Source organism: Terasakiella sp. SH-1 (assembly GCF_004564135.1).
Lineage (GTDB): Bacteria > Pseudomonadota > Alphaproteobacteria > Rhodospirillales > Terasakiellaceae > Terasakiella.
In genome coordinates this window covers 2,445,097-2,464,704 of sequence record NZ_CP038255.1, presented here as the reverse complement: position 1 = coordinate 2,464,704, position 19,608 = coordinate 2,445,097, and the positions used below count along the sequence as shown (strand labels likewise).

Genomic DNA, 19,608 nt, shown 5'->3' with positions numbered 1-19,608 from the left:
TATTAGCGTCCAATCGTTAACAAAATCCATACAGGGCGCGATTATTTTGCATGTTTACACTTTGGTTCAGGCTTGACTAGTTGGCCATTTTCAAGGTGTAAACGGTTATTTGTGATCTGGTGGCGAAAGCTTGGGTCATGGGAAATCACAATCATTGCCTGAGGCAATCCGTTTAGAATTTCGATCAGACGTTCTTGAGTTTTTTCATCCAGGGCGTTGGTGGGTTCATCCAGTAACAAGATTTCCGGTTCCATGGCAAGAACGCAGGCCAGGCTGACCAGTCTTTTTTCTCCACCCGATAGATTATGGGTGGCGCGATCACGTAAATGTTCCAGATGCATGTCTTTTAAGGTCTGTTCCACAACTGCCATCGCTTCATCAAGGGGATTGCCTAAATTCAGCACACCAAAGGCAATGTCTTCGGCCACAGTGGGGCAAAACAGCTGGTCATCTGGGTCTTGGAAGACAAGTCCAATGCGCTGGCGCACGTCTTTGAAATCTTTTTCCTGTGTGCGTTCTTTGCCAAAGGCAATGACTTTACCTGTTGTGGGTTTGTTTAATCCAACGATCAGGTGAAATAAGGTGCTTTTGCCAGCCCCGTTGGGACCGTTGATAACCATCCGCTCCCTTGCCTTCAAGGTGAAATCAATCCCGTTCAGGACAGGTTTTTGTTTGGGATAGGCAAAGGTGATGTTTTGCAGGTCGATAAGCTTATCCATAAGTCATATCCAATCCGAGAAGGGCAATGAGGAACAGGCTGGCAATCAGGCTGAAAAGGCGGTCGCGTTTTTGAAAATGGAATTCATCCAACAGATAGAACTTCCCCTGAAAGCCCCGGCATTTCATCGCTTCCAGGATTCTTTCAGACCTTTCCAGACTGCGTACCAGCAACATGCCCAGAAGATAGCCGATGGAACGATAGGTATGGAGATTGTTTCCAGCCTGAAAACAACGTGCTTTCATAGCGGTGCGCAGGCGGAAATATTCCTGTTTCAAGACATCAATATAACGCACGGAAAACAGCAAAAGATGTACAAGGTTTTCCGGTATCCGCAGGCGGTTTAAGGCATGGCCGAGAACAATCGGATCAATGGTGCTGACAAGGGCCAATAAAGCCATGACAACGGCATTGGCCTTTAAGGTAATGATCAGGGCTTTAAACAGGCCGTCCCAGCTGGCGCTCAGGCTACCAAGGTTAAACCAGATTTCGCCCGGTGTGGTAAAGGGCAGCATGAACAGCATAAAAATAATGAAGCCATCCATCGTCATGACTTTTTTTAGCGTTTCTTTGGCAGGCAAGCGGGCAGAGGCTAACAGGAACAAGGCGGTAACTAAAGCCGTCCCTAATGTCCAAAAACTGTCAAGGGCAACGACCGTGCAGGCAAATAGAAAGGCTGCAACCACACGTGCGCGTGGATCAAGGCGCAACAACCATGATGTGGCCGATGGGCTGGTTTTCATTCCTGTTTACCATTTTGGCGTCGTGCTGCCATATAAAAGCCAATGCCTGTCAGGCCCAGAATATAGCCGATTCCACCCAAGATGGTTTGCAGGTCATTCTTTTCTTTATAAGCAGCGATTTCCTTGCGCAGGGGCTGGATTTCATCTCGTACAGCTTTGGCAATGATTTTTTCAAGGTCTGCACTTACCAATTGCGGGGGTGTAGATGCCTGTGTTGGGGAAGCTTTTTCAGGCTGTTTTAAGCTGTCGGGGAGTTCATCCACGCCAACAATGACAAAGGCAACATGTCCGGCCCCAAGATTGGCTTCAAAACGATGGGCGACAGCTTTGGTAGGGGTGAAACGAAACAGGCCATCCTTGCCGACAGTTGTTTTCCCAATTTGATGGCCCTCTAAATCCAGTACTTTTATAAGAGTCCCGCTTTTTGCCATATCGCCATTGGACATACCGATTTCACCTTCGATATCGTTACCATCTGTCCAGGCCGAGGCAACGATTTTATGGGCATGAACGGGGCTGCACAATAAAAGGAAGGCGAGAAAGGGGAGGAATTTAGGCATGGCTAACTTCTTTAGGTTCGCTGAAAATTTCAAATAATTCAGGCTTCACACGATGGATCAGGGCAACAGCACAGGCACAGAGGAAACCTTCAATCGCCATAATAGGGCTATGGGCCAAAATGATCAATTTCGCAGCCGGGATAAATTCTTCCCCGGTTAGGGCCAGTGCAAAAGTGACAAACAGGGCGGTGAGTGCAATGGACATGGCACCCGCTGTTCCCCCCCAGATCATGGCGACTTTTTTACTTTCATGTTGAAGCCCTGCTTTACAGACATAATGCATTAAAACAGCAGGAAGGGCGATGGCTACGGTATTGACCCCCAGAACTGTCACCCCGCCATAGCCAAAGAAAATGGCTTGTAAAAGTAGCCCGACAAACAGGGCGGGAAAAGCAGTCCAGCCCAGTATCAGTCCCGCCAGTCCGTTCATAATCAAGTGAACAGAACTTGGCCCTAGCGGCACATGGATCAGGGAGGCCACAAAAAATGTGGCCGCCAGAATCCCGGTTGCAGGGATTTTTTCCATGTCCATCTTTTTCAAACCAATGGTAATGCCGCCGACGGCCAAAACGGCTCCGCCGATCACAACCTCGTTTGAAAGGGCACCATCAACAATATGCATGATTATTCCCCCAGTTCATGGGCTTTGATCCATAAAACCGCATCTTGGGACAGTTCCTTGCCTTGATATTCCTGATCTGGACCGGAGCCCAGAGCTGCAAAGCCCCAATATCCTGCTTTTGGAATAGCAAAGGTAAATTTGCCGTTGGCGTCGCTGATGACACTTAATGCCCCGCCGGGGATAGAGGAGGATTTGGTGTTTGAAGGCTTGTTTTGAACCATGTCTGGTTCAGCGACCATATGTTCAATTTCAACTTCCACACCGGGCAGGGGCTTGCCTTCACGTAAAACAATCGCGGAGAAACTTGAGCCGACAACAGCCCCATAAGGTTTGTTTAGTGGCAAAATTTCTGTTTTTAATCCCAGAGGTTCTGCCCAGTCCGTGGGAACGCCGCCTTTATTGATCAGGGTTTGGGTGATCTGCTGGATATAAATATCTTCGCTTTCTTCATAATAAGGCGCAGGGGTTAAGATCAGTTTGTAATCCCCATTGCGTTTAAGCTTAACGGCCCCGTCATAGGCGTTGGCTTTATTATGCAATCCATTAAATGAGACTGCTTTCAAGCTGGGGGTTAAATCGGTTTTTTTACCTTTGAAGCTATAATAGAATTCTTCCGGCTGTCCCATATCCATGACATGTCCGTTTTCCATCGGGTGCCAGAACAGCAATTTCAGCGGTTTAACACCAGCTTTTTCCGTATTGGATTGTGGTGAATAGACAAGCTGGAAATGGGCGTGAACGTCAGTGGCAAGGAAAGTTGAAACAGCCAAGGCTACGCCCAAAAAGAATTTCTTCATGATGTGTGATCCCCTCGATCAATAGTAATAGCAGATCGAACAAGGGGCAGGGGAACTGTTTTCTCAAATAAAACAAGTCAAGCCATGGACCACCCCGTCCAATCAACGGTTTATCATGGCAGGTATCCTGACTTACGCTTTTTCGCCTTGTTTCCCTTCCCGGTTATCACCAGTGGTTTGAAACAACACATTTGCGCTTACAGTTGCGGGGGCAGTTACGGTTTTGATCCCTGATGGGTACATCGCACCGTATTCCCTTTTAATCTCCTAGACTCTAGCCTTCGGAAGAACCATGGCTCTTTTTATGATGGAAAGAGAACTGAGTCAATATTCGTGCTATTTTCTTTGACTTGAAAGCCGATGCCCAATAGGTTCAGCCCCAAGATTTTGATCACATGAATATGGGGTAAAGCCAATGGCCTCGAAAAAGCCGGGTAAATATATTGGGGATGCAGGTGTCGCCAGGTTTCTGGAGCAATATAAAAGCCAAACCCCGTTCCATGTGGTGCGCACCCGTGTACTGGGGGGCTTGGCTTCTCCCAACAAAGACTTGCTGCCTGTGATGGTGGTGGCAAGTTTCTGGCCGGAAGATGATTTTCCACGTTTTGTCACCAAGGATGAGGCTGATAAGTTTTTCTCTACCTTTATGGGGTTGTGGCGGCGTATGGAAAAAATGGCGGATGCCGAAGGGGCCTTGTTAAGTGCACGCGGGAAGCTGGCTGATCTGGAAGAGGCCAAGGAAACTCTGCTGCGCCGCCTTGAAGAAATTGAAGCCGGTTTTATTGAAGGATTCTGGGGCGGGCAGGATGATATGAAAATGCCCTCTGCCACCGCTGCCTTGATTGACGGGCTCAGTGATGAGGCTAATGCCTATAGTGGCTTGTTGCAGGATTTGGAAAACTGGACCGACTACACCCCGGCCATGCGTGAGGCACTGCAAGATGAGATTGTGGAACGTGACCAGGTGGTGGAAGATGCCATTAAGGCGCTGTTGCTTTTAAAGGAAAAAGCGGGCGAGACCTCCCATTAAATATGTGGAAAAAAACTTATTATTTACAATGGAAAGTTCTTCTTTTTCATCCTAAGATAACTCAAAGCAATTGGCGTCTACACTTGTGCCAAGCACGGGAATGAAAAGAAGTAAGAATAATGGGTGAACGCACGAAGTTTGAAATCCGTTTAAGTGATCAGGACCGCTGGTTCGTTGAAAAGGTCTTTAAGGACCAAGGGTCTGCTGAACGGTCTTTCAAAGAATATGCTGAAGATGAAGGCACGCAATATCTGGGTGTGCAGCTGGTTCGGGTCTGGACGCGGGCCGATCAAAATGAAGTTGAAAAAATTGTTAAAGAGCAACGCCTTACGCCAAAGGTAAAGCCGGTTCGCGTTGCTCATATCGACGCAGCGGCCCCCTGTGCCTATCGTGAGGATTATCTGGGGCTGGAAGCGCGCTTGACAATGAGCAGACTGTTGCGTGCCTTGTTTGATCGTGATGGCATGATTGCTTCGGAACTTCTCTATTCCTATGACAAGGCCAAGCGTTTTATGGGCAGTGACATGTGTTCGCCTGCCATTGACCGGGTGGCAACTTTACAGGCCAAGGACATGGGGGGCGATTCGCGCAAAAGACGTGATGAATTGTTCGACGAATTTCAGGCCATTATGGGTGACACGCAGAAAATCCAGAAAACAAAGGTTTTTAAGGCGTTTGAAAGTAAGGATTTAAACGATGTGGTTCAGGCGGCCGATGCGATTAATCAGCCAATGGCCTTGATGGCCCTGATTTGTAAGGTTCTTATTCAGTATCGCAGTGTTGAGGGCAAACTCGGACAAATTCTGGACTGGCTGGAAACCCCCAAAGGGCGAGAGCTGGAAGATGAACTGGATGGTTTGATTGCTGAAATTATGTCATCAGCTCAACTGATTCAGGATATGTTGGGGCCACAGCGCAATTTGGCTTCCGCCATTTCAACCTTGCTTGATTGGGTGGATGGCAAAGCGGGTGTGGGGACCGGGGCATGCCCTGATGTGGTGGCCGCTTTTGGTCGTGTATTCCCTCAAGGCAGGCTGCAACAAACCCGTGACGTTTTGTTTGACTTTATCTTGCGCCAAATGTCTGGGAAACAGCCCTTGGCCCGCAATGACCCCTCGCAGGAAGAGGCCGAATTTATGGCCCTGTTTGCCCGTTTGGCTTTTCCCTCAGGTATGACTGGGGGGGCAGATATGGCCGAAGCCTTGTCCCGGCGCTATGGCCGAAGCCTGAAACAAGGTGGGGAAAGCGGCGAGCGAATGTCAATTAAATGGTTGCTGGATATGTTGCCCAACGGTTCCAGCCAATTGCCGTATTTGCTGGCCTTGCGTGATGCCCCGTTGGGAGAGGCACATCCCGATGTGATTGATCAAAGCATTGCACTGCTTTGTAATAATGCACGTTCCATTACGGATTTCAGTGGCAAGGACATTTCGGCAAAACAACGATTGGTCTGTTTGAAAGACTTACATGTGTTGGTAGAAGAGTCCTCATTGGAGGAGGCTGGACAGAAAAAAATCCTCTCCACCTTGGATAGAATGGTGGAGAAGTACCTGATGGATACAAAGTTGATTGACAAACTGGATGATCCTAAGGCAAGTTTGCGTGACCGTGCAATTCGCATGGTTCAATTTTGTGGGTCTGGTGTGCTGTGGGAACATGGTCATGCCATGTCGTTGGCGCGCCAACGTGTGGTTGATCACCTCAAAGGGGCAAGCTTCATTGAGAAGTTTACCGAAGGCGAAGATGACCCGCAGAAAAAGGAAATCATGATCAGGGATTTCTACAAGATGATGGCAGATGCAGGTTTTAAAAGTTAATTTGTCTATTAAGGTGTACAAATCAATTTTTAATCCGTAAACTGTTGCCAACTACGGGGCGAATTTTTCGCATAAGAACGAATAGGATAGGAGCCGGAAACATGACTGACCAAAAATATCGTCTCGTTACGCGAGCGGATTTTGACGGTGTCGTTTCAGGTACATTACTTCTCGAACTCGAGATGATTGATGAAATTGTTTTTGCCGAGCCAAAGGAAATCCAGGATGGGGTTTTTGAGGTTACGGAAAACGATATTGTAACCAACCTGCCTTATGTGGAAAAAGCCCACCTTTGTCTGGATCACCATGCCAGTGAAGTGGAACGTGTGGGGGATCATGACAATCTGATTATTGATGCAACGGCTCCTTCCGCAGCCCGTGTGGTGTATAACCATTTTGGCAAGGGTGAAAAATTCCCGAAAATCTGCACTGACATGTTGGAAGCCGTGGATAAGGCAGATATGGCGCAATATACAGAAGAAGATATTCTGGCGCCAAGCCCGTGGGTGTTGTTGAACTTTGTTCTGGATCCGCGTACCGGGCTGGATCATATCGGTAACTTCTCTATCACGCATGAACAGTTCATGAAAGATATGATGGTGTATTGCCGTCACCATCCGGTGGATGAAATCCTGAAAATTCCTGATGTGGAAGAACGTCTGCATCTCTACTATCAGCATGAAGAGATGTTTGAACATAAGCTGAATGAGAACACACAGGTTCACAATAATCTGGTGGTCTTTGATCTACGTGGTCAGGAAACAGTTTATGCTGGCAACCGTTTCACTATTTATGCGATCTTCCCGGATTGTAACATTTCCATTCAGGTTATCCCTGAAATTGAGCCGGGTAAATGTTTGCTGGCAACGGGTAAATCCATCTTGAACCGCACATCTAAAACCAATGTGGGCAGCTTGATGCTCAAGTACGGTGGCGGTGGTCACAAGCAGGTGGGATCTTGCCGTATTGAAAATGATCGTGTTGACGAAGTTCTAAAAGAACTGATCGAACAGATCACAGCTGACGGCTGATCAAATACTGTTCCCCTGGGTGATGACAGGGGAACTTAACTTCGTTTATGTCTTTTGATAAAGCGCGATCAGAGGGGTTTCTTCTTCTGGTGTGAACATGGCGTTGATTGCGTTGATCAGGCCCATTTCTTCTTTTTGAATGTGAAATGTTTCATGGCCGATGAAATCGGCGCTGAGGGTTTGGAACTCAGCCCAGCTTTCCTGTGTGAAGCCTGTTTCAAGGGCTGTCTCAGACAGGGATTGCAGGGCCTGTGCAATGGGGCGAATGAGTTCATGTTCACCGCTGAGCATATTCACCATAAAATCGGCCCCGTTATTGCGTAAAACCGGGAAAAGATGCTGCTCTTCAAAGGCATAATGATCCTGAACATCACTTTTGGTGACGTCGATCACATCTTTCAACAAGTTTTCAATTGGGGCAAGTTGATCCGGCTGGGGTTTGCCTTGCCAGCCGTCAAGGGCATTGAGAACTTGTAAGGTACGTTGATGTTCGCGATGAAGAATTTCAGAAAGTCTCATGAGGTCATTTTCTCCAGACTGGCGCTTTTGCGCCGGATGGCAATAAGTAAATATGATAAGAAACATATTCCGCTAATCAGGCCGAAGAGTCCGGCAAGGCGAAACAGGTGGGAGATGTCAAACAACAGGGCCAAAGCCACGCAGGCAACGGCGATAAAGTGGCAGGGGGCGATGAACTTGACGAGTTGCTGATGGGCGAGTTTTTCTGGAAGTTCCGGCATACCGGTTTTGCGGGCGATTTGCATGGACAGCAAGAAAGGAACAATACGCTGTAAGATACCGATAATAAAAGAAATCAGCCAGCCTAAGACAGCGAGGGACACAGCAAATTGTGCCATTTTTTCCGGCCATATCCCCCAAAGAGACAAGGTTGCACAAACAAGGCTGAGAGGTAGCATGCCCCATGAAAAGCGGATGGCATGCCATTCAGGCCCAAGGCGGGTACGCAAGCGCCCTTTTAAAATATGATACATCTCATATACATGCAGGCAGGCGGCGAGGAGAGCAAGGACGGGGGCAATCTTATAAAGGCCAACAGACCAGGTGAGAAGCCCACTTAAAGCACTGATCAAGGCAATGAGGCAGATTTTGTCATTGGTTTGATCACTGAGGGAGAGCATGGGGATCATCACACGACTGAAGCCCAGAACAAGCAGTCCCATAAAGCCGTAAAGCGCCAGCCCCATATGCATTACAGCAGCGTTTTCCATATAAAAGGGAAGATAGCCAGCCCAGTTTAAAACCGTGATAAAGCCAAGCCCAGCGGCAAGAAAAAGAGCAACGGCAGCGACAAGCACGTGATTGCGCACGCTTTTAAGGGTTTCACTTCTCAACAAGAGGCAGAACAGCAAGAAGATATAAAGACTGATGCCCACCAGCAAAAAAAAGCTGCCAAAGGTGGCCGTTGAATCAAGGTAGTGGGCAAATCCCCCCAGTGTGATGGTTGTTCCAATGACCAGTAGGCAAAGAACAGCCACAACCAGATGGGGTCTGTTCATCACAGCCCCGGTTGCAACAGGCAGCATTTGCATGGAGGCCCCAAAGGCAGCACTGAGAATGACACCGATGGTGAACATGTGCAGACAGGCCAAGGCGGGGCCAAATCCCCCATTAAAGCTGTTGATGTGTTCCGCCTGAATGATCACCAACAGCCAGCCCAGTGGCAGGCAAATCAGGGCAAAGGCAAAAAAAGTTAAGGGAATCCATTCTGGTAACAGGCGTTGTTCTGCGCCAAAGGGAAGGGTACCGCCTAACATGATGTTTCCTTTGACCGTTCGATTTTCAATAAAACACCCTCATTGCTTTTATCTATAATTTTCCACTGCCAGCCCTCTTCACGTAAATGAGGGTAAAGATGGATGGGGGAATGGGGAAACAAGCCTTCGAAATACTGGCCGGGTTTAAGGTGGGATAAGAGTTTTAAGGTGCCAACCAGTGGTGTAGGGGGCGAAAGACCGACAAGATTTGCATGGATGAACTGCTCAGAGTGCTGGACGCGGTTGGCAATTTCCGGTGCGACCCAATCTTTGGGGATTGTGCCATCACAAGGGATAAAATCTGTCTTTTTCTTCGTCATAATCGGATTATCGCCAATCTTGAGACTTTTGTACATTGATACTGGTCAATAAGTACGGTTGAAGCAATCGCTTAACTTGCGTAAAATAGATAAAATTTTAATAAATAATTGCATTAATGTGTCATGGTTTCATTCAGGGAGAGTACTCAATGGATCAGCAGAGCGAGCATCAGTTCGCCATTCGTCTTATGGAACATTTGGTGGTTCCAACTTTTGTTCTGGACCCGCAGGGAACGGTGATTATCTGGAATAAGGCGTGTGAACGTTTAAGCGGTGTGAGCGCAGACGAGGTTTTGGGAACGCAGGATCATTGGAAAGCATTTTATGATGGGCCTCGCGTGTGCCTTGCTGATTTGGTCTTACAGTCAAAACTCGATGAAATCCAAGAACTCTATGCAGAATCTGCCCTTCAATGTGATACCTATGATGGGGTGCGTGCCGAAAACTGGTGTATTATGCCTCGTGCGGCAAAGCGTTTATATCTGGCGATTAATTGTGGACCGATTTTTGATGATGATGGCAATGTCATTGCCGTTGTTGAAACCTTGCGTGATATGACAGAACAAAAGCGGGCTGAACAGGCATTGCAAAGTTTAGCCAATAAAGACGGCCTGACCGGACTGGCAAACAGGCGTTCATTTGATATGAAGCTGGAAGCCGACCTGTTACATGCCGTGCGCGAACAAGAAAGCTTGAGCCTGTTGTTGTGCGATGTGGATCATTTTAAACAGTATAATGATACCTATGGTCATCAAAAAGGGGATGAATGTTTAAAAGAGGTCGCGCAGGCACTGGAAAAACAGGCATTGCGGGCAAATGATCTGGCTGCGCGCTATGGCGGGGAGGAATTTGCCATGATCATCCCGTCTTCTGGCCCTGATGGTGCCTTGCGTGTGGCAGAACGTTTGAAAGAAACGGTTTTCGATTTGAATCTGGAACATCGTGGGAGTTGCACAACAGACCGGGTGACGATGAGTGTAGGGGCTGTTTCGTTATTCCCTAACCCGGAGACGCAGGCAGGCGGGCTGATTGCAATGGCAGACCAAGCATTGTATCAGGCCAAACAAATGGGTCGCAATCGCGTCTGTATCTATGAAGCCCCGTGAGTGGACCGAAAATGTCCCTTGCTAATTCTAGTTATGCAATCACGCCATTGACCCCGGAAGATTCCATGGGGAGGGAGATGGTGAAGATGGTGCCCACACCTTCTTGAGAATCAAGGGTGATTTTACCACCGTGTAGTTCAATAATATTTTGCGCTGTATTCAACCCGATACCGGAACCGCTGATACCTGTGACATTACTGGCCCGAAAGAACCGTTCAAACATGCGGTTTCTATCTCTTTTAGGGATGCCGATACCGTAATCGCGAATGGAAACATAGACATGATCCATTTCCGTCCAGACGGTAATATCAATATCCTTGCCATCGGGGGAATATTTACAGGCATTTACCACCAGATTTTCAAAGACCAGACGCAACATTTGCGCATCTCCGTCGATCCGTTCGGGCAAGGCGCGATATTCGCAATTGAGGCGATGGGTCACAAAGCGACGCTGGGTTTCTATAATCGCGCTGATCAGCTCACGTAAATCCACCTTTTCAAGGGCAAGTTTGATCGCCCCTTCTTCCATCCGGTCAGCCACCAGCACACTTTCCATCAAGGCCGTTAAACGGTTGATAGAGGTGCGCACCTTTATCATGCGTTTCTCCACCGTTTCAGGCGTCATCTTGGCCTGCCTGCGAATGACGCCCTGGGCAATATTGTCAATCACCGCCAAAGGTGTGCGAAACTCATGAGAGACCATGGTGACAAAGGTCCGATGCTGATTGCGCATATGGCGTTCGTTCTTCAAGGATTGCATCAGTTCCACATTCTGGTTGCGCATGACCTCTTCCTTACGGTCAGCCTCTTGCAACAGCTCGTATCCTTTTTGACGCAGACTTGTCACCGAATTTGCCAGCACATCCAGCTCATCCCAATCATCAGAAATATCTGATAGTTTTGGGCCTTGGGGCAGGCTTCTCATATCTGTTGCTGAAAGATTGTTCAGCTCGTTCACGATAGACATCAAGCGGCGCACAACAAAGACTTGGAAAATTAAGGAAACGCTGATGGCGATTAATAAAATTACCAGTGAGTTGCCCATGAAATTAAACATCTGGCTGGCAAAAATTTCGTCAATATCTTCCTGTAAATCATGATAGATCAACAAGGTTCCCAACTCATATGTTTCGTCGTGCTGATGATAATGGATAGGGAATGAATAACTGAGCTGGCCGTCTTTGGGCTGGGTTGAGCCAAAATGATATTCCAGAGTTTCTTGTGCCTTGAGGCTGACGCCGGATACTTGCTTAAGCTGGGCGACCCCTTGAAGCTGGGTTTCCAGAAGGTCCGTATCAACAACCCAGAGACTGTGGGACAAGGCATCGCTAAACACAAGGCCCAGTGCCTTCATTTCGCGATCCAGCTGATCAATGCGTAATTCTTTATCCCGAAAGAATTGATACGCCGTCAGCATAAAAGAACCGATCAGCCCAATCACCACAATCCACAGCAATGCCCGACGCGTTGTCCGGCTATTCAGCCCCAAAAGGTCACTGATTTTCCTGCAGTGATTTTGATTGTCCGACACGCCCGTTTCCATGGCTGATGCGTCATCTTCTTGTTGTTTTCATTCATGTCCCTGAGCAGGGATCATATCACTATGATGTTGATCCACATAGGCTAAAGACAGAATTTTAACCGACTTTATATTTTTGTCTGTTCTTTGGATAAATTCCCTCATAAAAAACGTCATAATTTCTGCTATAGTCATCTGCGAAAAACAGGGAACTGCGAAAAAGAAATAAAATGGTTAAAATTCTGGTTGTAGAAGACGAAGTCGACTTACGTGAAGAAATCGTCGATGAACTCATAGATAACGGGTATGACGTTCTGGAAGCTGGTGATGGTGAAGAAGCTTTTCAGCTGATTAATCAGGATACGCCAGACATTGTTATTTCAGATATTTCCATGCCCAAAATGGATGGGTATGAACTGTTTGAAAAACTGCAAAAAGCCAATCGGGAGTTTGCCGCCATTCCCTTTGTTTTCCTGACGGCTCTGGTGTCACGTGATGATGAAATCAAGGGGCGCCGCCTTGGGGTCACAAACTATCTGCGCAAGCCCATTGATTTTGATGTTTTGCTTGCCACCGTTCAATCGCTTTATGATGCGCGTGAACGCATGGATGCCCATGCCGAAAGTAAATTAAATAAAACGCTGAACTTCCTTGTCAGTGCGACACAAAAAGAAAGCGATCCTGAAATCGAAGCCTTGATCTTGCGTTATGACAATTTGATCAAGCTGGCCCAGCAACCTGTTCAAAGTATCCAGTGTCTCAACAACGCTCAGTTCTTTATCAAGACCCCGGAACAGGCCAATAATGTTGCCAATACCCTGTCCCATTTGTGCCCGGAACCGGAAACCGCCATTATCGGCTTTACCGAACTGATTATGAACGGTATTGAACATGGTAATCTGGCCATTGGTTATGAAAAGAAAACTGAATTGCTGGAGACCCATCAGCTGGAAAATGAAATTGCCACCCGTCTGGCCTTGGCCGAATATAAAGACAAATATGTTGAAGTGGATTATGAGCGCGAAGACGACAAGCTGTATTTCACAATTACGGATCAAGGCAATGGATTTAACTGGGAACAATATTCCGAATTTTCACCTGAACTGATGCTTGCCAAACATGGACGCGGGGTGGCCATTGCCCTGAACCTCGCCTTCCCCAATCTGACCTATCAAGGATCAGGCAATCAGGTGCGCATCGTCATTGATATACCATAGGATCACATGAACGAGACAGCGACTTCCCTTCCCCTGATACTGGCCGGGCCGATCCTGCGTCGAACCGATGTGCATCATATCGCCCTGTGGCTGGTGTCCACACAGGAACTGGAACTGCGCCTGTACTTGAATGGCACACACTACCACTGTTCGAATGGCGATGGACGGCTGACCAACCTAAAGGTCGGGCCGCATCTATATTTTTCATTACTCGATATCAAGCTGGACAAGCCGCTTCCCCAAGATCAATGGCTTGACTACCAGCTGGACCTCAAAACAGATGAGGGCGACTGGCAGGATATTGTTGATATTACCCCATCTCTGCTTTATCCGGGGCAATCCTCACTCGGCTTTCAGCTTCCCGGCCATATCGGGTCAATCCTGCATGGGTCCTGTCGCAAGCCCCATCATGATTCCCCTGACGGACTGGTGGAAGCTGATCGGCTGATTGAACGGTTGCTGCAAAAACAGGATCATGCAGATGAAGACCTGCCCAGCTGGCCTTCTGCCCTTGTTCTATCGGGGGATCAGATTTATGCCGATGATGTGGCAGGGCCAACCTTGCGCGCCATCCATGACGTGATTTCGGCTCTGTCTTGCCCGGCAGAAGGTTTTTCTGGGCTGGAGGCCCCTGCAATCCAATCCTCTCAGGATATTTATAACCATCCTGACTGTTATTATGGCCGTGAAGAAATTTTACCTAAAGTCGAAGGCAACCGTGCCTTGATGGACATGTTGTTTGAAGGGGTGCACAAACCGGTTTTCACAACAGATACGGCCCATAATCACCTGATTACCCTGCATGAAAACCTCGTCATGTATCTGATGGTCTGGTCACCTGTTCCCTGGACACTGACACAAATGAGCCAGCCAGATGGGTTGAGCGAAGAAAATAAAACACTCTTTGCCAAACAAAAAGCGATCCTTAAACAGTTTGTTTCCGGATTGGAACAGGTGCGCCGTCTCTTTGCCCATATTCCGGTTGCCATGATCTTTGACGATCATGATGTCACCGATGACTGGAACCTGAACCGCCAATGGGAAGAGGCCGTTTACAACCACCCTTTTTCCACCCGTATGATCGGCAACAGCCTGTCGGCCTATTTCATCTGTCAGGGTTGGGGCAATGCCCCGGATAAGTTTTCAACAGATATCATCACCCAATTACAAGACGCCCTTGAGCATCCCGGCCACAAACAACATGATGATTTCCTTCATTTGTTAATCAGTTTTGAAGGCTGGGAATATGACTGGCAAACCACCCCGCCGCTTATTGTAATTGATTCACGCACACGTCGCTGGCGCTCAGAAAGTTCGATGGTCAAACCCTCTGGCCTGCTCGATTGGGAGGCATTGGGCGACCTGCAACAAAAACTTTACGGCAATGACAGTGTATTACTGGTTTCACCCGCCCCGATTTACGGGGTAAAATTGATTGAGACAATCCAGCGTGTCTTCACCTGGCTGGGCAAACCCTTGATGGTGGATGCGGAAAACTGGATGGCGCACCCGGGAACGGCCAATTCCATCCTGAATGTCTTTCTCCATTCCAAAACACCGCAGAATTTTGTCATTTTATCCGGTGATGTGCATTACTCTTTTGTTTATGACGTGGAGTTACGCAATCGAAATGGGGGGCCGGATATCTGGCAAGTCACGAGCAGTGGGCTAAAAAATGAATTCCCGAAGAAATTGCTCAATATTCTGGATATCGTCAATCGCTGGCTTTACGCCCCACAATCTCCCCTAAACTGGCTGACCAAACGCCGACGCATGCGCGTGATCCCCCGAAAACCCGAAGGTCATGCTGATGGTCGCCGCGTCCTTAATGGTGCAGGCATTGGATTGGTGGAACTGGATAAGGATGGGAAGCCTTGGCGTTTTCGCCAACTCCTAACCGATGGGACAGCCCTTGCGTTTCATCGCATGGAAAAACATTCCCGCTGGCAGTAGCCGGACAAAGGCTTGATGAAACCATAAACGTATCTTCCTTGTCTTTATCATGCTGATCCATATATAGATTCATATAAGCTATGAATCGGTTTTGGGGGCGCATGCATAGATCAAAGACAACATTTGCCTTTCTTGTTCTTGGCATTTCATCCATTTTGCTTTGTATGATAGGCAGTATCTATATCGGCTATGACCGCTTAAACCAGATGGAAGATGCCTGGAAACGCGATACTGCCTATCAGGAAAAACTTCAAGCTGCCTTTTTAATGCGCGAAGCCATTCGGGAACGCTCTTTTCGCCTGACCATTGCGTCTACACTTGATGATTATTTTGACAAGGATGTTGAGCTGGAAGCTTTTCACCGAGAGGCCGGACGTTTTCTAAAAGCGCGTGAAGACCTGCAAAAGCTTAATTTAACACAAGGCGAACAACGCGCCCTGCATACTCTTGAAGGCGAAATTAAAACGGCACGCCCTATTATCGAAAAAGCCATGGAAGATGTGGTCAATGAAGACTGGTCCATGGAAACCCGCCAAATCCTTTATAATGGTGTCATTGCCCAAATTCAGGTTTTGAACAGTCTGCAAAAATTTGTGGAAGTCTTTGAAAAGGCAGCCAAACGTGAAGCGGAAAACGCCCAACGTAAAATCAAAAAAGCACAAAATAATATGATTATGCTCAGTGGGGCGGCTACGGTCATTGCCTTGCTGATCAGTTGGTCTGTTCTCATCCATGAAAACCGCTTTAAACAGCGCATGGGCAAGGATCATGAAATCCTGCAAGGGATCTCCAATACGGACGCCCTGACCCAAATCCCCAACCGCCGACGTTTTGATGATTTTTACGAAACCAGTTGGGAGCAGGCGGTTCAATCCGGTGGGGAACTGTCCTTGATCTTGATAGATATTGATTATTTCAAACTTTATAATGACAAATATGGTCATGCCCAAGGGGATGAAACCCTGAAAACCGTTGCCCAAACCTTGCAGCAGGTTGTGCACCGTTCAAGCGACCTTGTTGCACGTTATGGCGGAGAAGAGTTCGTTTGCGTTTTGCCCAATACAAATCAGGAAGGGGCGCAGGCCGTTGCCCAACAGTTGCACCGGCGCGTGGGTGAACTCAAAATAGAACATAGCCCTTCTATGGTCAGTGATTATATTAGCGTCAGCCTCGGTGTTGGTCACATCGCCCCTGACCATGATTCCAGCCTGAAACAATTTTTTAAATCGGTAGATGATCGGCTCTATCGCGCCAAAAGGTCCGGGCGCAATCAGATTATTTAAGCCAGGACAGCTGCACAAGGACGGGGTTTTATCGACAAGAAGAAAGCGTCGTGCTATCTTTTCGTGCAAATGGGAAAGGAGTAGGGCAGTCGATGACGCAGGTGCGCAATCAGGAAGAATTGCAAGAGTGGTTGGTCGGACGAGGCCGTTGGGTCGCTGCCGGTCTGGCTGCACGTATTGGGTTGCGGGTTTTGCCGAAACTGGAGCTTATGGTCTCACTGGCCCCGACAAAAAATAGCACACTCCTTTTATTACCGGTTTTTCGGGCATTGGCAGTGCCCTGGATTGCGAGTAGCAGACCCAGTGATGGACCTGAGTTTAGTGCTGCGGGCGATATTGCTGCTGCATCTTCTCGAAAGGCTGCTGGTGATGGCAGGACGATTGCCAGAGCCTTAGCCCGGACCAAAAGTAAAGATTACGGCGAAACAGGGAGGGCGCGTGCTGCTGTTGCAGATGCTGCTGCCGCTGCAGCCAAGGCGGCCGTGAGAACGGCGATTGTATCTGCTATTCGCACGGTGCATAGGGCCTTGGCGACGGGTGTTGATGTCTGGCCGGAAATTAATCGTGATATTGCTTTGCTGGAAGATGGTGCGCAGATTGAACAGGTGATGAACCGCCCCTTATGGGGGGAGGATATGCCTGAAGAACTGAAAGTCAATTGGCAGTCGTTGAAACAGAGTTTGCTGGCATTGGATGAAGACTGGTGGGTTTGGACGCAATGGTATGAGGACCGCCTTGAAGGTGGGGCTAAGCCTAATGGTCGTTCGCTCATCTACCATCTGGAAAAAGAACGTGCCTTGATCCCTAAGGATAAGTGGAAAAAGGGGGCTGCTCATTTCAACGCGGTGATTGCTGAGATTGAGGAGAAATATCGGGGCAAACCACCTGTTGATGAGGTTGCAGAACAGCGCCAAGCCTCTGTTCAGACAGAATATCATGAGGACGGCTTGCTGCATCGTCGCCCGCCCCCTGCCCCTGCCCTGAAAGGGGAGGCACAGGAAGGTCGTTTGCGTGTGGCATGGCAAAGTCATCTGCATATGTTTGAAGATCTTGCCGAATTACAGCCCGGACGTAATTATCCGGCGGTGGGGAATTTCCTGAAACGCTATCAGGCGGCGTTGGGGGTAAGCTTTGATGAACTGAATGTGATTGCACTGGGCACACAAGGCTTGCGACTTCAAAATTTGGCTGATAGTGCCAATGACTTTTTTCTGGAAGATGCGGTTGCTGAGATTAAGGCACTGAAAGATTCCCATCACCTTTTTATTCGTCAGTTTCAGGACTGGCTGGATTATCTGGATGATGCCGGGATCGACATTCCACAAGAGGCGATTGAAGACAGTAAAGATGTTCTTGAAGAAACAGAACATGAGCCTGAGCTGTTTGCCGAAGATTTACGCGCCCCGGTACATGATCTGCTTGAAGAGGTTGATACAAATATTCTGCCAGACCCGGAAGATCGTATTCAACTTTCTGATACGGATAAGCTGAATTTGGTGCGGGTTGTGGGCAATATTTTCTCCGGCCTGTTTGAACCCCTTTTCCCACTGGCCCGCAAAGCCCAAAAAACAGGGGTGGCACTGAGCGGTCCCCTTTTGGACTTTGGCAAGAAAGTAGTGAAGTTTGTCAAATCACCTGTTGTGATATCCTTGTTGACAGGGGGGGCGGTTGCTGTGGCGCAGGAACTTGGCTGGATCAAGCCCATTGCGGACCTGATCCTTTCGGTTATAAAGTAAACACACTCACTCAAATTCCATCTGTACAAATACCCGCCCGGCGTTTTTACGTGCCAGTTCGCGGAAGGTATCGAGATGGCGATAGGCGGATTGGTCGATGTTATAAGAATCTGCCAAACCACCGTCATTATCCAGCAGTTTACGCACTTCTGCGCGTAAGTAGACCAGATAGTCATGAGTGTATTTGGTGATCTCTGCCATGGTGGTGGGGTCGCCGTGACCGGGGATGACGTGTTTGGCCTTAAGAGCGGCGAATTCCTGCCAGGACTCAATCCAGGCGGCTGTGTCGGTTTCTTCAAAGACAGCAAGCAGGCGTTGGTGAAAGGCCATATCCCCGGCAATCACAAGGCTCTTCTTCGGCAACCAGACGGAGATATCGCCGGGGCTGTGGGCCGGGCCGAAATTGCGCAGTTCAATACGTTCCCCACCGAGTTCCAGCACCATCTCGTCTTCAAAGGTTTCATCGGGCAGCAGTACTTTAGAGCCCATGGCCTTGTCACGATAGCGTTTGAGGGTTTGAGCCATCATGCGCTCCCGGTTTTCTTCAATCTCGTGGGCGGCATCCACATGGGCAATCAGGGTCGCGCCTTGTTCTTTCCAGTATTGCGCCCCCATGGCGGCATGAGTTTGACCGTTTTCGAAAATGACATATTTAACAGGCTGGCTGCTCAGTTTTTTCATTTCTTCATGAAAGGCACGTGCCAGCAGGTAATTGGCACTGGCATTGACCACAACCGCGCCTTCTGAGGTTTCAATGAAAGTCAGGTTGTTGTTATGGCCGGAATTCTCATATAAAGGCGGAGCAGTCTGACCGATGGCAGACCAAACACCATCCACGACCTGTTGCGGTTTGCGATAAAGAAAGCTGTCGCGTGCCTGATCCGGTGACTTTATCGTCAATCCTGCATCGCGCCAGGCAAAGACACCTTCGGCGTAGTTTTGGACATTTTGATACCCCATATCCTGTAACATCTTGGCCGCGAGAGGACTGCGTTCATTTTTACCGCAATAAACCACAATCGGGGTCTTGGGATCGGGGGCATGATCCTGAATTTGGAATTCCAGCCAGCCCCGTGGGATGATGCGATTTTGATAACTGCCAATATTACCGCCCAGCATTGTAACTTCTGCGGGGGTGCGTACATCAACAAGAATTCCTTCTGGATGATCAACAATCCATTTTTGTAAGTCTTTAGTGGAGATGTTTTTTATTTCATTTTTTGCCTGTGACAAAATGTCAGAAGCATCTTGCATAGCAAGGGTTGGGTTGGTTGTGAGCAAGCTGCTTGCAAACAGGGCAGTCAAAAGGAAACGAGAGGTCATCATACTAAAGTCCAAAAGTGTGATTCTGTTACATTAGAATAGTTTACTTTAGGGAAGT

General features: G+C 48.2%; 18 protein-coding genes and 1 riboswitch. Of the genes, 8 read left to right on the top strand and 10 right to left on the bottom strand.

Going from position 1 to position 19,608, the window contains the following annotated elements; all coding sequences use genetic code 11:
- Positions 1–41: 41 nt before the first annotated feature.
- Genes E4K71_RS11375 through E4K71_RS11355 form a run of 5 tightly spaced genes read right to left on the bottom strand, consistent with a single transcriptional unit; the run spans position 42 to position 3,440 of the window.
- The gene (locus tag E4K71_RS11375; RefSeq protein WP_135079653.1) at positions 42–719 is read right to left on the bottom strand and encodes an ABC transporter ATP-binding protein; all 678 of its coding nucleotides are present in this window, start codon (positions 717–719) and stop codon (positions 42–44) included.
- The gene (gene cbiQ, locus E4K71_RS11370; RefSeq protein ID WP_135079651.1) at positions 712–1,461 is read right to left on the bottom strand and encodes a cobalt ECF transporter T component CbiQ; all 750 of its coding nucleotides are present in this window, start codon (positions 1,459–1,461) and stop codon (positions 712–714) included. Before cbiQ ends, E4K71_RS11375 begins: the two co-directional genes overlap by 8 nt.
- A complete protein-coding gene (locus tag E4K71_RS11365; RefSeq protein WP_135079649.1) occupies positions 1,458–2,021 on the bottom strand; it encodes a cobalt ABC transporter permease in 564 nt (187 codons plus the stop codon). Before E4K71_RS11365 ends, cbiQ begins: the two co-directional genes overlap by 4 nt.
- A complete protein-coding gene (gene cbiM / locus E4K71_RS11360; protein WP_135079647.1) occupies positions 2,014–2,643 on the bottom strand; it encodes a cobalt transporter CbiM in 630 nt (209 codons plus the stop codon). Before cbiM ends, E4K71_RS11365 begins: the two co-directional genes overlap by 8 nt.
- Positions 2,644–2,645: 2 nt before the next feature.
- Positions 2,646–3,440: a DUF4198 domain-containing protein gene (locus E4K71_RS11355; protein WP_135079645.1), complete on the bottom strand. Its 795-nt coding sequence runs from the start codon at positions 3,438–3,440 to the stop codon at positions 2,646–2,648.
- A 99-nt stretch (positions 3,441–3,539) separates the two neighbouring features.
- Positions 3,540–3,750, bottom strand: a riboswitch (cobalamin riboswitch).
- A gap of 105 nt (positions 3,751–3,855) precedes the next feature.
- Between E4K71_RS11355 and E4K71_RS11350 the strand changes: the two genes are divergently transcribed.
- The 3 genes from E4K71_RS11350 (at position 3,856) to E4K71_RS11340 (ending at position 7,318) form a co-directional block, all read left to right on the top strand.
- A complete protein-coding gene (locus tag E4K71_RS11350; RefSeq protein WP_135079643.1) occupies positions 3,856–4,470 on the top strand; it encodes a hypothetical protein in 615 nt (204 codons plus the stop codon).
- A gap of 119 nt (positions 4,471–4,589) precedes the next feature.
- Positions 4,590–6,287 (top strand): hypothetical protein, encoded by a 1,698-nt coding sequence (locus E4K71_RS11345; RefSeq protein ID WP_135079641.1) that lies wholly within the window; start codon positions 4,590–4,592, stop codon positions 6,285–6,287.
- Positions 6,288–6,388: 101 nt separating this feature from the next.
- Entirely contained in the window at positions 6,389–7,318 is a 930-nt protein-coding gene (locus E4K71_RS11340; RefSeq protein WP_135079639.1) for an exopolyphosphatase, read from the top strand.
- Between the two features lie 45 nt (positions 7,319–7,363).
- Here the strand turns inward: E4K71_RS11340 and E4K71_RS11335 are convergent, their stop codons facing one another.
- From E4K71_RS11335 to E4K71_RS11325, 3 genes are read right to left on the bottom strand one after another with little or no spacing between them, the layout of a single operon-like run.
- Positions 7,364–7,837: a hemerythrin domain-containing protein gene (locus E4K71_RS11335; protein WP_167730481.1), complete on the bottom strand. Its 474-nt coding sequence runs from the start codon at positions 7,835–7,837 to the stop codon at positions 7,364–7,366.
- A complete protein-coding gene (locus E4K71_RS11330; RefSeq protein ID WP_135079635.1) occupies positions 7,834–9,093 on the bottom strand; it encodes a hypothetical protein in 1,260 nt (419 codons plus the stop codon). The genes E4K71_RS11335 and E4K71_RS11330 overlap by 4 nt, the downstream gene beginning before the upstream one ends.
- The gene (locus E4K71_RS11325) at positions 9,087–9,449 is read right to left on the bottom strand and encodes a DUF2249 domain-containing protein (RefSeq protein WP_135079633.1); all 363 of its coding nucleotides are present in this window, start codon (positions 9,447–9,449) and stop codon (positions 9,087–9,089) included. Before E4K71_RS11325 ends, E4K71_RS11330 begins: the two co-directional genes overlap by 7 nt.
- 113 nt (positions 9,450–9,562) lie before the next feature.
- Between E4K71_RS11325 and E4K71_RS11320 the strand changes: the two genes are divergently transcribed.
- Positions 9,563–10,519 carry a sensor domain-containing diguanylate cyclase gene (locus tag E4K71_RS11320; RefSeq protein WP_240796796.1) on the top strand — a complete coding sequence of 319 codons (957 nt, stop codon included), beginning with the start codon at positions 9,563–9,565 and terminating at the stop codon, positions 10,517–10,519.
- Positions 10,520–10,550: 31 nt separating this feature from the next.
- On the opposite strand, the gene E4K71_RS11315 is transcribed toward E4K71_RS11320, so the two are convergent.
- On the bottom strand, positions 10,551–12,050 hold the full coding sequence (locus tag E4K71_RS11315) for an ATP-binding protein (RefSeq protein WP_167730479.1): 1,500 nt from the start codon (positions 12,048–12,050) through the stop codon (positions 10,551–10,553).
- A 218-nt stretch (positions 12,051–12,268) separates the two neighbouring features.
- Between E4K71_RS11315 and E4K71_RS11310 the strand changes: the two genes are divergently transcribed.
- The 4 genes from E4K71_RS11310 to E4K71_RS11295 all read left to right on the top strand — a co-directional run bounded on the left by E4K71_RS11310 (position 12,269) and on the right by E4K71_RS11295 (position 18,227).
- The gene (locus E4K71_RS11310) at positions 12,269–13,255 is read left to right on the top strand and encodes a response regulator (protein WP_135079627.1); all 987 of its coding nucleotides are present in this window, start codon (positions 12,269–12,271) and stop codon (positions 13,253–13,255) included.
- A gap of 6 nt (positions 13,256–13,261) precedes the next feature.
- Complete coding sequence (locus E4K71_RS11305) at positions 13,262–15,208, top strand: alkaline phosphatase family protein (RefSeq protein WP_135079625.1); 1,947 nt, start codon at positions 13,262–13,264, stop codon at positions 15,206–15,208.
- Positions 15,209–15,309: 101 nt separating this feature from the next.
- A complete protein-coding gene (locus E4K71_RS11300) occupies positions 15,310–16,491 on the top strand; it encodes a diguanylate cyclase (protein ID WP_167730477.1) in 1,182 nt (393 codons plus the stop codon).
- A 92-nt stretch (positions 16,492–16,583) separates the two neighbouring features.
- The gene (locus E4K71_RS11295; protein ID WP_135079621.1) at positions 16,584–18,227 is read left to right on the top strand and encodes a hypothetical protein; all 1,644 of its coding nucleotides are present in this window, start codon (positions 16,584–16,586) and stop codon (positions 18,225–18,227) included.
- A 6-nt stretch (positions 18,228–18,233) separates the two neighbouring features.
- Here the strand turns inward: E4K71_RS11295 and E4K71_RS11290 are convergent, their stop codons facing one another.
- On the bottom strand, positions 18,234–19,553 hold the full coding sequence (locus E4K71_RS11290; protein WP_206201902.1) for a rhodanese-like domain-containing protein: 1,320 nt from the start codon (positions 19,551–19,553) through the stop codon (positions 18,234–18,236).
- Positions 19,554–19,608: the final 55 nt, after the last annotated feature.

What these genes read in the sequence shown, in the direction of transcription:
- E4K71_RS11375 (WP_135079653.1), bottom strand. Translation starts at nt 719, where the DNA reads ATGGATAAGCTTATCGACCTGCAAAACATCACCTTTGCCTATCCCAAA.
- cbiQ (WP_135079651.1), bottom strand. Translation starts at nt 1,461, where the DNA reads ATGAAAACCAGCCCATCGGCCACATCATGGTTGTTGCGCCTTGATCCA.
- E4K71_RS11365 (WP_135079649.1), bottom strand. Translation starts at nt 2,021, where the DNA reads ATGCCTAAATTCCTCCCCTTTCTCGCCTTCCTTTTATTGTGCAGCCCC.
- cbiM (WP_135079647.1), bottom strand. Translation starts at nt 2,643, where the DNA reads ATGCATATTGTTGATGGTGCCCTTTCAAACGAGGTTGTGATCGGCGGA.
- E4K71_RS11355 (WP_135079645.1), bottom strand. Translation starts at nt 3,440, where the DNA reads ATGAAGAAATTCTTTTTGGGCGTAGCCTTGGCTGTTTCAACTTTCCTT.
- E4K71_RS11350 (WP_135079643.1), top strand. Translation starts at nt 3,856, where the DNA reads ATGGCCTCGAAAAAGCCGGGTAAATATATTGGGGATGCAGGTGTCGCC.
- E4K71_RS11345 (WP_135079641.1), top strand. Translation starts at nt 4,590, where the DNA reads ATGGGTGAACGCACGAAGTTTGAAATCCGTTTAAGTGATCAGGACCGC.
- E4K71_RS11340 (WP_135079639.1), top strand. Translation starts at nt 6,389, where the DNA reads ATGACTGACCAAAAATATCGTCTCGTTACGCGAGCGGATTTTGACGGT.
- E4K71_RS11335 (WP_167730481.1), bottom strand. Translation starts at nt 7,837, where the DNA reads ATGAGACTTTCTGAAATTCTTCATCGCGAACATCAACGTACCTTACAA.
- E4K71_RS11330 (WP_135079635.1), bottom strand. Translation starts at nt 9,093, where the DNA reads ATGTTAGGCGGTACCCTTCCCTTTGGCGCAGAACAACGCCTGTTACCA.
- E4K71_RS11325 (WP_135079633.1), bottom strand. Translation starts at nt 9,449, where the DNA reads ATGTACAAAAGTCTCAAGATTGGCGATAATCCGATTATGACGAAGAAA.
- E4K71_RS11320 (WP_240796796.1), top strand. Translation starts at nt 9,563, where the DNA reads ATGGATCAGCAGAGCGAGCATCAGTTCGCCATTCGTCTTATGGAACAT.
- E4K71_RS11310 (WP_135079627.1), top strand. Translation starts at nt 12,269, where the DNA reads ATGGTTAAAATTCTGGTTGTAGAAGACGAAGTCGACTTACGTGAAGAA.
- E4K71_RS11305 (WP_135079625.1), top strand. Translation starts at nt 13,262, where the DNA reads ATGAACGAGACAGCGACTTCCCTTCCCCTGATACTGGCCGGGCCGATC.
- E4K71_RS11300 (WP_167730477.1), top strand. Translation starts at nt 15,310, where the DNA reads ATGCATAGATCAAAGACAACATTTGCCTTTCTTGTTCTTGGCATTTCA.
- E4K71_RS11295 (WP_135079621.1), top strand. Translation starts at nt 16,584, where the DNA reads ATGACGCAGGTGCGCAATCAGGAAGAATTGCAAGAGTGGTTGGTCGGA.
- E4K71_RS11290 (WP_206201902.1), bottom strand. Translation starts at nt 19,553, where the DNA reads ATGATGACCTCTCGTTTCCTTTTGACTGCCCTGTTTGCAAGCAGCTTG.